Below are 13,102 nucleotides of genomic sequence, written 5' to 3' on the forward strand. Positions count from 1 at the left end.
TGAATAGGTCATGAGGGTTATCTCACTTAACACTTATTACTTAACACTTATTACTTAACACTTATTACTTAACACTTATTACTTAACACTTATTACTTAACACTTATTACTTAACACTTATTACTTAATACTTATTACTCAATACTTATTACTTAGAACTTATAACTTTGATACAAAACAAGAAATCGACATGAAGAAAATTATGGTGGCGGCTCTGGCAATAGTCGCTTTGGCAGCCTGTAACAATGAGTCAGGGGAAAAGAAACCGGAAGCTGGCGGCACAGACCTTTCGTCTAACCCGGTGTACAAAGAAGGACTGGCACTGGTGGGAAAAAACAATTGCATCAGTTGTCACAAAGTGGATGCAGCCGTAACCGGGCCGAGTTATCGTGACGTGGCGGAAAAATATGCCGGCGCAGGCCCGGAAACGGTGACGGCACTGGCTAAAAAAGTAATTGAAGGCGGCGCCGGTGTATGGGGCAGTGTTCCGATGACGCCCAACTCCTGGGTATCGCAGGAAGATGCTGAAAAAATGGTACGTTATATCTTACTCTTAAAAAAATAAGTATGATCCGGAAAACATCGGCAGCTCTTTTGCTGGGATTATCCCTGATGGCTTGTAATAATCAAAACAACAAGAAAAGCGCACCGGCTTCTGAAACTTCTTCCGTTGCCAAAGGCGAATGGCAATCCCTGTTTGATGGCAAAACCACCAAAGGATGGCATCGCTATGGTGCGGGTGCTATCGATTCTGTATGGCAGGCAAAAGATGGCCTGTTGTATCTCGATGTGGCCAAAAAGAAAGCGGCTGGCATCCGTGGTGACTGGGATATTGTCACCGACCAGGAGTACGAAGATTTTGAGCTCGAACTCGAATGGAAGATCAGCAAGAACGGGAACAGCGGCATCATCTTTTATATTCACGAAGACAAGAAGTACAGATGGCCCTGGGAAACCGGTATGGAAATGCAGGTGCTCGATGATGCCGGTCACCCCGATGGCAAAATCATCAAACACCGCGCAGGTGATCTTTACGACCTGATCTCCGCATCCAAAGAAGCGGCCAAGCCTGTTGGTGAATGGAATAAAGTGCGTGTCCGCAGCGAGAAAGCCCAACTCGATATGTACCTCAACGACGTAAAAGTTGTAAGCACTACACTTTGGGATGATCAATGGAAGGCACTCGTAGCCGGCAGCAAATTCAAAAACATGCCCGACTTCGGTACAAACCGCCGCGGCCGCATCGGTCTGCAGGATCACGGTAACGATGTATGGTACAGGAATATCCGTATTAAATCGCTTTGAGCGATTTAATACGGAATGTGTAAATGTGTAAATGTGAAAATGTTTTCAATACAAATAAGGAAAAAGCGGCAACCTAACGGTGAGCCGCTTTTTTTTAAACAATCATTTTCACATTTACACATCACCCTTACGAAGTAAGGGCACATTTACACATTATTCCACCTTGGTAATCTTCAACACGTTCGTCGGCAGGTGCAGGTGAACAGGCGTGCTGCCGGTGCTCACTACGATGTTGCCTGTTTTTACAAAACCTCTTTCTTTTAATATTTCGATCTGGTCGGCGAAGATGTCGTCGAGGCTGTCTTCTTCGTCATAATAGAAGGCTCTCACGCCCCAGCTAAGGCAAAGCTGGTTAACCAGTGAGCGTTCTTTGGTGAAAATATATAAAGGTGATTTAGGACGATAGCTGCTCAGCATGAAACCGGTGTAACCGCTTTGCGTCATACCCACCAGCGCTTCTGCGTTACTGTCATTGGCAAGACTACACGCGTTATAGCAAATAGCGTCGCTGAGGAAAGAAGGGGAGTGGGCCTGCGGTTGCAGTACTTCCTCCAGGTTATAACGGTAATCGGTTTTCTCTACTTCCATGATGATCTTGCGCATGGTCTGCACCACCAATGTAGGATGTTTGCCGGTAGCCGTTTCGCCACTCAGCATTACGGCATCGGCGCCTTCGAGTACGGCGTTAGCCACGTCGGTAATTTCACTGCGATTGGGTTTGATGCGATCGATCATGCTCTCCATCATTTGCGTTGCCACGATCACGGGCTTGGCACGGTGAAGACATTTGCGGATAAGATCTTTCTGGATCAGCGGTACTTTCTCTACCGGCAATTCCACGCCGAGGTCACCACGTGCTACCATTACACCATCTGATTCCACAATGATGTCGCGGATATTGGTGAGGGCTTCGGGCATTTCGATCTTGGCAATAATCTTCGATTTGCTTTGATGATCATTCAGGATCTGACGGAGTCCGCGGATGTCTTCCACGCGGCGAACAAACGAAAGCGCTACCCAATCGAGTTGTTGCTCGATGATGAATTGCAGGTCGATCAGATCTTTCTCTGTCAATGCCGGAAGGGAAATACGCGTATCGGGAAGGTTCACACCTTTCTTGGAGGAAATTACACCACCCATGGTTACTTCCACCTGCACATCGTTGTTGGGCAGGATGGCCGTTACCACCACTTCGAGTTTGCCATCATCGATCATGATCTTGTTGCCCACCTGCACATCTGAGTGAAGATTGGGATAAGATACATAAATGCGCTCCTTGTTGCCTACCAGTTTTTCATTGGTAAACGTAAGAATGTCGCCCGCTACTACGGGGAGGGCATTGTTCTCTATTTCTCCAACACGCAGTTTAGGTCCCTGCAGGTCGCCAAGGATTGCAATATTGTAGGGCTCGTTTTTAATGATTTCACGGATATGACCGATGATGCGGGCTTTATCCTCATGGCTACCGTGAGAGAAATTGAGGCGGAAGACATTGACACCAGCTTTTACAAGGTCGAGAAGCTGTTCGTAAGTGTCGCAGGCCGGACCAACTGTTGCTACGATCTTTGTACGATGGTAGCTGTGGTCGATACCCGCGTTTATGTCCATTTGTTTGTAGTAATACTTTTCCGCATGTCTGGTCATAGAAGTATCAGCATTTCTGGTTGCAGGCTGCTGGCTGCTTGAACCGGTGATAAAAATTCTGTAAGCCGCTCACCGGATCAGCCAGCGACCCGGTTTCAGCTGATTAGTTTATTAGCTGGCCAGGATCTTAACAATCTTCATCCATTCCTGACCGATCTTGTGTTTTTCTTTGACTGCTTTATCCAACGGTGTGTAATGGATTTTGTTATTGATCACACCTACCATTACATTTTTGCGTCCGAGCAGCAGGCTTTCCACGGCATAATACCCCATGTGACTTGCTACCAGGCGATCTTCGCAACTGGGCGTACCGCCGCGCTGGATGTGGCCCAATACCGTTACACGCACATCGGCATTCGGCATTCTTTCACGAATCACTTTCGCTACTTCGTTGGCACCTCCAAATTCTTCACCTTCGGCCACCACGATCAGGTTTACCAGCTTCTTGCGCTTTTCTTTTTCGGTCAAACTTTCGATGATGGCTTCGATATCCGTCTTTGTTTCGGGGATCAGGATGTTTTCTGCACCTGTAGCAATGCCGCTGTGCAGTGCGATGTAACCGGCATCACGTCCCATTACCTCCACGATGAATACACGGTCGTGTGCATCCATGGTATCGCGGATTTTATCGATGGCTTGTACGGCTGTGTTCACGGCAGTATCAAAACCTATCGTTACTTCGGTACCTGCCATATCGCGGTCGATGGTACCGGGTACGCCCACGCAGGGGATATCGTATTCGTTACTGAATTTCTGTGCACCGCGGAAGCTGCCATCCCCACCGATGATCACCAACCCGTCGATGCCTCTTTTCCGCAGGTTCTCGTATGCTTTTCTGCGTCCTTCGGGTTCAAAGAATTCTTTGCACCGCGCAGTTTTTAAAATAGTTCCGCCACGCTGAATGATGTTAGCCACCGAGCGCGACTCCATTCTGAAAATATCATCTTCCACCATGCCCTGGTACCCGCGCATGATACCGAAAACCTCCAGTTCATGATACAGCCCCGTTCGCACTACCGCGCGAATGGCAGCATTCATGCCTGGTGAATCTCCTCCTGATGTTAAAACGCCGATCCTGGTGACTTTCTTACTCATATTATCGTAGTAAACAATGTAAAAAAACGCGGAATTTCGAAGCTCCAAAAGTAAGGCATTGTCATGATTATGTAGTGCGTACACATGAATATAATATGAACTTGTACTAATGAGTGTTAGTGCAAAAGAAGTGCATGATCAGATTAGAAGAAGATGAGAATCACAGGCTTGTCTCAACAGGGGTTTCGAAAAATTTCGTCTTGATTGCGTTTCCTTATCTTTAAGCCCGGTAAAAGTTAACCAAGATGAAAAAAATATTTTTTATACTGTTTATGACAAGTGCCATTTCCGCAACAGCACAATGGAAATATCCTGTGAGCAGGAAGGAAAATGTGACCGATGACTATCACGGAACCAAAGTGGAAGACCCTTATCGCTGGCTGGAAGACGACAATAGCAGCGAAACCAAAAAATGGGTAGTAGATCAAAACGTTGTGACGGCTGATTATCTCGCTAAAATTCCCTTTCGCAAACAAGTATACAACCGTCTGGAGAAATTGTGGAACTATCCCAAGTATTCTTCTCCCTTCAAAAAAGGCGATTATTATTATTTCTTCAAGAATGATGGTTTGCAGAACCAGGCGGTGCTTTATCGCCAGAAAGGCCTTGATGGGGAAGCAGAAGAATTCCTCAACCCCAATACGCTTAACAAAGATGGTATTGCCGCACTCGGTGGCATCTATTTCAGCAAATCAGGAAAATATCTCGCCTACAGCCTGGCCGTTGCCGGCAGCGACTGGCAGGAAATTTTTGTGATGGAAACGGCTACGCGTAAACGTATAGCTGACAAGATCGAATGGGTGAAGTTCAGCGCAGCAAGCTGGAACGGCGATGAGGGGTTCTATTACTCAGGTTATGATAAACCTGATTCAGCTTCCCGGCTCAGCAAGAAAAATGAATATCATAAAGTATTCTATCATCAAATAGGTCATACGCAGAGTAAAGATCAACTGGTGTATGAAGACCGCAAAAATCCATTGCGTTACCATAGCGCAGGTCTTACGGAAGACAAGCGTTTCCTGATCCTGAACGTATCGCAGGGAACAAGCGGTGGTGAGATCTGGTATCGCGACCTGAAAGACCCGCAACAAAAAGCATTCAAACTGCTGATTGCGGGTTTCAATACCGATCCGGATGTGATCGATAATGCCGGAGATAAATTACTCGTACGTACCAATGATGGCGCGCTCAACTATCGCATCGTACTCATCGATCCGAAGAATCCCAGGAAAGAAAATTGGAAAGTGATCGTAGCCGAAAAGCCCGAAGTATTGCAAAGTGCAGGTACCGGCGGCGGCTCGCTTTTCCTTACCTATCTTAAAGATGCGGCAACCAAAGTGTACCAATATACTTATGATGGCAAGCAGATCAGGGAGATCGTGCTTCCGGGTGTGGGCTCCGCGAGTGGGTTCAGTGGTGAGAAAACAGATAAAGAATTTTTCTATAACTATTCATCTTTTGCCACGCCTCCCACCATTTATCGTTACAATATCGCTACCGGTAAGTCAGACCGTTTCCGTTCCGCTGAAGTGAATTTTAATCCGGATATGTTTGTAACAGAACAGGTGTTTTTTACCAGTAAGGACGGCACACGTGTACCGATGTTCCTGACCTATCGCAAAGGCATGGTGAGAAACGGAAACAATCCCGTATTGATCTATGGTTACGGCGGGTTTAATGTGCCGATGACACCGGGTTTCAGCGTAAGTAATGCCTTCTTCATTGAGCAGGGTGGTATCTATGCAGTGGTGAACCTGCGTGGAGGGAGCGAGTATGGTGAGAAATGGCATAAGGACGGCATGCTGGATAAAAAACAAAATGTATTCGACGACTGCATAGCCGCCGCTAATTATCTTATCAAGAACAACTACACCAACAATCAGAAGCTGGCTTTGCGTGGTGGCAGCAATGGCGGACTGCTGGTAGGTGCTGTCATTACACAGGAACCGGAACTCTTCAAAGTGGCGCTGCCCGCGGTTGGTGTACTGGATATGCTGCGTTATCACAAATTTACCGTAGGGTGGGGCTGGGCCGTGGAATATGGCAGTGCCGACTCTGCGCAGCAGTTTGGTTACCTGTATAAATATTCTCCTTATCACAACCTGAAAAAAGGCGTAAACTATCCGGCTACACTGATCACTACAGCGGATCATGATGACCGCGTGGTGCCGGCGCATTCATTCAAATTTGCTGCACGTATGCAGGAATACTATACAGGACCTAATCCCGCATTGATCCGCATAGAAACCAACGCTGGGCATGGTGCCGGTAAGCCAACGGGCAAGATGATCGAAGAAGCGACCGATATCTGGAGCTTTGTGATGTATAACCTGGGCATGGAGTTCGACAACAATCCTGCTGAATCGGCACGTAAATCTGCACAATTGCTGAATGTTGACGGAAGCATGCCAACGCCTGAAGAATTGAAAAAACGGGAAGAAAAGCAACGTATCGAAGCAGCCTCCGGCCGCGGATATGTTGATCCGAAAACACAGGAAGGCGTGAAATCAAACCAGCCTGCCAAACTCGCGGAAGCAACGCCGGCAGCACCACCGCCCAGTAAGAAAACACCGGAGAAGAAATAATAGGTAATATACAGGTGCGTAAATGTGCCAATGGACAATGAGTGAACCGTCCATAAACAGCCATGGTTTGTATATACACGAACCATGGCTGTTTAACTTATCACTTACTACTTACAACTTATAACTTTTCGACCTGTCAAACATGAAAGTACTCGTAACCGGCGCAACAGGCTCCGTTGGTCACTACCTGATTCCTGCACTAGCGAACGATGGGTTTGACGTTGTGGCGACAGGACGAGCTGACTTCGGAAGCCTCAACCAACGACATCCATGGACATCTTTGCCCAATGTAGTATACAAACGTCTCGACTTCACCGATCCTTATGCAGTGGATTCAATGGTAGAAGAGGGAAAGCCGGACGTTATCATTCATGCGGGAGCAATGAGCAAACCCGATGAGTGCGAGCAACATCAATGGGAAGCCTACTTCACTAACGTGGAAGCCACCATGCAACTGGCCATGAACGCCGAAGAGAACGGAAGTTTCTTCATTTTTCTTTCCACCGATTTTGTATTCGACGGCAAGAAAGGATTGTATACCGAAACGGATGAGCCTTCACCTATCAATTTCTATGGTCGGACGAAACTTGAAGCGGAACAGGCAGTTTCCGAATTCGCGGGCGATTGGGCAATCGTGCGCACGGTTGCTGTATTTGGAGAACCGGTAGAAGGTAAGCAGCAATTTCTGTCGCAGGTAAAAGATCACCTCGAACGCGGCGAGGTTTATCATGCTGTAACAGATCAGGTCCGTACGCCGACTTATGCCGGTGATCTGGCAAAGGCGTTGGCCATTATTGCCCGTAACAAATACCAGGGGATTATTCATGTAGCCGGAGGGGAAGTGGCCACGCCATTTGAACTCGCCACCAAACTGGCGGCACACCTGGAGCTCGATAGCACATTGCTGAAACCGCTATCAAACGAACAGTTGCCATCTGCGGCACAACGTCCGCTGCGTACAGGACTTGACATTACCAAAGCCCGCGCGCTTTTTAATTATCAACCGTTGACGATCGATGAAGCGCTAGCGATCAGTTACCCGAAGCAATAGGTTTGGAAAACTTCTTTTCACCGGCTGTAATGGCCATTGGAATAAAATTTTCCGAAGGAGGAATAGGACAGTTGAAACGTCCTTCAATATAAGCGCAATAAGGATTATAGGCTTTGTTGAAATCGAGTACGACTTCACCGTTATGAATATCGGTAAAACGCAGATCGATATACCGGCCTATTTCATACGAACCTTCGCCATTGGTGTGATCGGTAAAAGGAAGAAACAGGTAGTCGCGGTATTCGTCCAATTCCATCAGCCGCTGCGACTGGTAGACATTTAATTTCACCAATGTATCGTGTAAGCGGAAAGTTAATTTGCCATAAGTGCGGTAAATCTGTTTTTGCATTCCGGAAGTTTCCATGGTGAACCATTGCGGTTGCCGGATATATTCGAAGCGGGCATGTACGCGGAAATTGCTGTCGATCGGGTAAAATTGCAACCACTGATGGTCTTCGTCTTTTACCACTTCATGGTCGTCGACATATTGCTCACGGTATTGGTTGAGGGAGTCTGTGTAGTCCAGCGATTGGGAAAAGACGGACAGGCCGGACAGTAATAAGATTAGCAGGAAAAAGTTCTTCATTTCAGGGTGTATCATTCAGGATTCGCGGTAAATATATAAGTTCCGGTGCAATAACAAAGCGAAAAAAAAGCAGGAACGTTTTTTTTGCGAAAAATTGATCTGAAACAAGGCAGGAGTGAATCGTCAATCGTCAATCGTGAATGGTGAATAGTGAATAGTGAATGGTGAATGGTGAATGGTCAATCGTGAATAGAGGCCGTTGCGCCCGAAGCCATTCTTTGCGTCTCAATTCCTTTGCGCCTCTGCGTGAAAAAATGCAGCGGTCTCACGCAAAGCTGCATAAGGAGCCCCCAAGAAGCCTACAACTTAAAACTTACTACTTACAACTTATTACCTAACACCTTATCCCTTCCCTGGCAAATGAATCTCTGCCATCATACAACGCGCGCTGCCACCGCCATTTTTCTCAATCACATCCAGGGGCGCATGTACAATGGGGTTGAAGGAGGAGAGTTCTGTTATCTGTCCCGGCGTAAGCGAACTGAAGGCTTGTGTAGACATTACCAGTAATTTTCTTCCGCGCAGGCTTTGCACCTGTAACATATTTCCGGCAAAATGATTCATCTGATCAAGCGTGATCGCGATGACCGTTTTGCGCGACCCTTTCAATTTTTCTTCAACATACTTGCGCTCCTCTTTGGAAGGAATGGCGTCGAGGCAGATCACCGCATAGTCATCACCGATACACATCAATACGTTGGTGTGATAGATGGCCACGCCCTGCGCATCGGCTGCATGGAATTCAACCGTTTCATAGCCGGTGGCATCGGCAAAGGCCTTCAATACTTCAGGATGCGTGCGCGGTGAAAGACAGGCATAAGCCACTTTATGTGTTCTGTCCAGCACCATGCTGCCGGTGCCTTCCAGATAAAGATTTTTTGCTTCAAAATCAGATAGGTCCGTGGTGCGCCCGATGCGGAATTGCTCCGCTATTTTTCCGATGATATGTGGTTTGCGTTCCAGTCGCCGGTTTTCGGCAAACATCGGATAGAGTATCACACTGCCGTCATGATGAAAGGATATCCAGTTGTTGGGAAAAATAGAATCGGGTGTATGTGGTTGCGGTGTATCATCGATCACGGTTACGTCCACGCCATGTCCGCGCAGCAGGGCCACGAACCGGTCAAATTCCTGTTGCGCTTTTTCCTGCACCCCGGTTTCATTGTTCACCTGTTGAAAGGCATTGTTCACCGCAGTTTGTGCATTGAAGCCAAACTGTACCGGACGAATCATCAATATATGCGATGTGGTCTGCATAAGTATCGTTTAAATGTCTTCCCGCCAGAGCGGCATGCTCATGCAATGGAATCCGCCGCGTGCTCTCGATAGTTCGGCAGAAGGCATGGTGATGAGCGTATCTTCCAATGTTTCTGTTGTCCATTCTCCTGATTCGAGTTTGTCGATCATTTCGCGTGCGGGCACTATCTTGAATCCTGCCGCTTCAAAGGCTTCGAGCGTTTTATCGTTGCGGTCGTAACCCAATACCACACCCTCTTTCAAGGCAAGCAGGTTGCAGGAATCGGTCCATTGTTCACGTGCATCGAAGGGGAACTGGTTGTTGCCGGAGTAGATGAATTTTACTTTCTCTTCGCATTTCAGGTCGTGTTTGCTGATGTCGGCCAGCAGCTCTTCGAGGTTGTCGAAGTGAACAGGATTTTCCTGGTCTTTCTTCCGGAACTGAATAATGCGAATCTTGTCTTCTTTTTTCCGTTCGTCCAATACGCGTTCGATGGGGTCGGCGTCTTCCATTTTTATGGTCTTTTTGGAGAAGGCTCCCAGCATGACCCACATGTTTTTCTTCACCTGCGTAAAAACGGTGTCGATATGCATGTAGTCGCGCTTCTTCGGAATTTTTACCACCGTTATTTTCTTGACCACATTTTTTTCAAAAAGAATGCGGATGGCCTGGTGTGCTGCTTCCATCGTGGTGCGTTCGCTGATGCCGATCAGCAAATGCTCTTTGGTCACTACCATGATGTCGCCGCCTTCGAGGGTTACTTTTTTATCGTCACCGTCGCGGGGCAGCAGGAAATGGTGTGAAGTGTCGGGCAACTCGATGATGTTCTCGCGGCAATGCGCAAACAACGGATGGTTATAGAAAATATATTTTATCAATAATGCTTCACGCGTGCGTGCTTTTTTCGCGGGTTTGTTGAGCAGGATATGATCGTTGATTACAATGCCGATGTCGCGCGTAAAAATAAAGTTAGGCACGGGAGGAAAAAGCATTTCCTTTTCATTATTGGTACCGCTGATAAAGAGTTTGGCGAGTTGCGCCGGTGTCAGGTTTACCAATGATTCCTGCATTTCATAACTGCAATTCTCGAGTGCGCAAACGGAAGCGATCAGTTTCAGTTTGATCTCCCGGTCTTCCAATACATCGGCCAGCAGCCATTGCAGTTCCACCACGTTTTCTGAGCGGTAGAAATCGGCGTGATCAGGTTTATAAAAATTGAAACGGTTAGCGGGATCGTCGATCTCGTGAAGGCGTCCACGGATCTTGCCCGGATCGAGAAAGTATAAAAGGATTTTGGTGTAATAGTCGTACTCTTTGCGACGGATGGTTTCGAGGTGCACGATGTCTTCAAAAAGCCAGTCCTGCGCTTTGGAGGGGACCACTTTTCCCAAACCACTGTCGGGGCTGTGGACCAATAATCGTTTAAGCGTGCCTATTTCTGAACTTACATGGACTTTAGCCAGGTCATTTTTTGCCATCTTTCTCAGGTTTGGTAAAAGAAAAGGCAGGGAATCCCTGCGGAGCGATTGCGCTAGTCCGGAATGGCCGGCAACTGGCCGGAAGCTGGTTCCGGTAATATGGTCAGAAATGAATAACGCATAGAGGCAATCGCGGCACAAAAATACGGTTAAGTTGGAGTATTAAGTAATAAGTTTTAAGGTTAAAACAGCCGTTATAAGTAATAAGTTGTAAGTTTTAAGTAAACAGCCATTCACGATTGACCATTCACCATTCACTATTCACGATTGACCATTCACGATTGACGATTCACCATTCACTCCGCACTTTTGAATTTTGACTTTTGCCCTTTGAATTTCTATCTTGCGTGCCGAAATGAAAAAAGCCTTCCTTCAATTGCATATAGCGGTTTTCCTTGCCGGATTTACCGGGTTACTGGGCAAACTCATTACCCTGAATGAAGGTTTGCTGGTCTGGTATCGCCTGCTGATCACAGCCGTAACCATGTGGATACTCTGGGGCTATCAACGCAAGATCGTTCCGTTGCCGGCAAAGGATAAGCTGCGCATCACCGGAATCGGTTTTATTGCCGCCCTGCACTGGGTCAGCTTTTACGGAGCCATCAAATACGGCAACATCTCCATTGCATTGGTATGCCTCTCTGCCATGAGTTTTTTCAGCGCTATTTTAGAACCGCTGCTTACCCGGCAGCCGTTCAAGCTGATGGAACTACTATTGGGATTGATGGCCATTGCCGGCATCTATATCATTTTTCATTTCGATGCGCGTTTCAAAACAGGCATTATCATCGGGCTTGTTTCTGCCTTCCTCGCGGCTTTGTTCCCGATCTTTTTACGCAAAGAAGTACAGCGTATCAATGTGGAAACCGTACTTACCTGGCAGATGACCGGCGGCTGGCTCACCTTGTCACTGGTGATGCCGTTTTACCTGTATTATTTTCCCACCGATCAGTTATTCCCCGACCTGTCTAATTGGTTCTGGTTATTGGTACTCGCGTGGTTGTGTACCGTGCTGGCGATGCGGCTATCCACCAATGCGCTGCGGAAATTATCGGCCTTCACAGTTAACCTTTCGTACAACCTGGAACCGGTTTACGGCGTAACGCTGGCTTTTTTGGTAGCGGGAGAAAACGAACAGGTCAGTCAATGGTTTTACCTGGGTTTTGCCGTCATCATTTTTGCGGTGGTGGTGCATACCTCGCTGTTGCGTGTGGCCTCGCGTCGTCAGTTGGCCGGGCGGGAAACGAACTGATCAGGCAGCGTCGGAAATAAATTTCACCAGGCTTCTTTTTACCACCGGCAACAAGGTTTCCTCTACCGGGAATTTCAACTCCGTTTCTATGGCATATACGGCGGGGTTGGGCAGTTCCTGTTTGCTGCGGATCAGTTCCGCTTTTATTTGCTCGTAGGTAGTGCTGATGCCGCGGTAACGCATGTCCACATACGAGGTACGCATACTGCGATAACGCGCGTCGCGTTTTTCAAAAATAGATAAACGATAGTGGTAAATGCGTGTACGCCGCGCGTTGCCATTGCTCAGGAAAAAATACCCTTCCTGTGTATCGAGTGGCATGAGGCCAATAGGGGAAATGTTCAGTTTTTCTTCTACAAATTCATAGATTTCCGTACCGCTGTGGATGGTTGAGCGCATGCGTTCTGCGGCGTAATGGATAATCTGTTCGAGTTCCGTCATCACTTCATCATCTGCCATCATTTGCTCATATAACAGTTGCAGTTTTTCCAGTTGAATGCCTGTCAGTTTTTTGGGAAATTGTTCCTGCAGGTATTTTTTGTTTTCGCGGAAAGCGATGATGTTATTGTAATGGAAAATAAGATCGGCCAGTTGCGGATAGAGTTTGTTTTGGGTGAAATGGCCATTGATCTGCTGCAGGTAGGCGAGCAGGGTGTATTTCTTTAATTCAAAGTCGATATAGCCTTCGGCAAACCATGTTTCGGATAACTGTTTCATATGCCCGGTTTTTCGTGAACTGTTATCCTAATTTAAAGTAAAAATTAAAAAGTCAAAAGTTAAAAATGGAATAGGTAGGGGGAATAGCTGTGTTAAATGCCTTATTGGTCTTCATAGTAATATGGAAGTGATGTGCGAACTCAATCATCAAA

Annotated in this window: 11 protein-coding genes; 5 read left to right on the forward strand and 6 right to left on the reverse strand. The window is 47.0% G+C overall.

Annotated elements, in window-relative coordinates; all coding sequences use genetic code 11:
• Positions 1-190: 190 nt before the first annotated feature.
• Both H608_RS0101785 and H608_RS0101790 read left to right on the forward strand, forming a co-directional pair.
• On the forward strand, positions 191-565 hold the full coding sequence (locus H608_RS0101785) for a c-type cytochrome (RefSeq protein ID WP_028786168.1): 375 nt from the start codon (positions 191-193) through the stop codon (positions 563-565).
• A 2-nt stretch (positions 566-567) separates the two neighbouring features.
• Entirely contained in the window at positions 568-1,305 is a 738-nt protein-coding gene (locus tag H608_RS0101790) for a 3-keto-disaccharide hydrolase (RefSeq protein WP_028786169.1), read from the forward strand.
• 153 nt (positions 1,306-1,458) lie between these two features.
• On the opposite strand, the gene pyk is transcribed toward H608_RS0101790, so the two are convergent.
• Together pyk and pfkA are read right to left on the reverse strand one after the other, a co-directional pair.
• On the reverse strand, positions 1,459-2,949 hold the full coding sequence (pyk, locus tag H608_RS0101795; protein WP_211227017.1) for a pyruvate kinase: 1,491 nt from the start codon (positions 2,947-2,949) through the stop codon (positions 1,459-1,461).
• A gap of 111 nt (positions 2,950-3,060) precedes the next feature.
• Complete coding sequence (gene pfkA / locus H608_RS0101800) at positions 3,061-4,044, reverse strand: 6-phosphofructokinase (RefSeq protein WP_028786171.1); 984 nt, start codon at positions 4,042-4,044, stop codon at positions 3,061-3,063.
• A gap of 245 nt (positions 4,045-4,289) precedes the next feature.
• Between pfkA and H608_RS20885 the strand changes: the two genes are divergently transcribed.
• Positions 4,290-6,629, forward strand: coding sequence for a prolyl oligopeptidase family serine peptidase (locus tag H608_RS20885; RefSeq protein WP_071836902.1), 2,340 nt, complete (start codon positions 4,290-4,292; stop codon positions 6,627-6,629).
• Positions 6,630-6,771: 142 nt separating this feature from the next.
• Positions 6,772-7,680: an SDR family oxidoreductase gene (locus H608_RS0101810; protein ID WP_028786172.1), complete on the forward strand. Its 909-nt coding sequence runs from the start codon at positions 6,772-6,774 to the stop codon at positions 7,678-7,680.
• On the opposite strand, the gene H608_RS0101815 is transcribed toward H608_RS0101810, so the two are convergent.
• From H608_RS0101815 to H608_RS0101825, 3 genes are all read right to left on the reverse strand, one after another.
• The gene (locus tag H608_RS0101815) at positions 7,661-8,266 is read right to left on the reverse strand and encodes a DUF1684 domain-containing protein (RefSeq protein WP_038006790.1); all 606 of its coding nucleotides are present in this window, start codon (positions 8,264-8,266) and stop codon (positions 7,661-7,663) included. The two genes, H608_RS0101810 and H608_RS0101815, sit on opposite strands and share 20 nt — an antisense overlap.
• A 342-nt stretch (positions 8,267-8,608) precedes the next feature.
• Positions 8,609-9,523: a citrulline utilization hydrolase CtlX gene (gene ctlX / locus H608_RS0101820; RefSeq protein ID WP_028786174.1), complete on the reverse strand. Its 915-nt coding sequence runs from the start codon at positions 9,521-9,523 to the stop codon at positions 8,609-8,611.
• 9 nt (positions 9,524-9,532) lie between these two features.
• Complete coding sequence (locus H608_RS0101825) at positions 9,533-10,981, reverse strand: arginine deiminase family protein (protein WP_038006793.1); 1,449 nt, start codon at positions 10,979-10,981, stop codon at positions 9,533-9,535.
• Between the two features lie 355 nt (positions 10,982-11,336).
• Here H608_RS0101825 and H608_RS0101830 point away from each other — a divergent pair, with 355 nt between their 5' ends.
• A complete protein-coding gene (locus H608_RS0101830) occupies positions 11,337-12,233 on the forward strand; it encodes a DMT family transporter (RefSeq protein WP_038006796.1) in 897 nt (298 codons plus the stop codon).
• On the opposite strand, the gene H608_RS0101835 is transcribed toward H608_RS0101830, so the two are convergent.
• A complete protein-coding gene (locus tag H608_RS0101835; RefSeq protein WP_028786177.1) occupies positions 12,234-12,950 on the reverse strand; it encodes a hypothetical protein in 717 nt (238 codons plus the stop codon).
• Positions 12,951-13,102: the final 152 nt, after the last annotated feature.

Origin of the sequence: Terrimonas ferruginea DSM 30193, from assembly GCF_000425585.1 — a bacterium.
GTDB lineage: Bacteria > Bacteroidota > Bacteroidia > Chitinophagales > Chitinophagaceae > Terrimonas > Terrimonas ferruginea.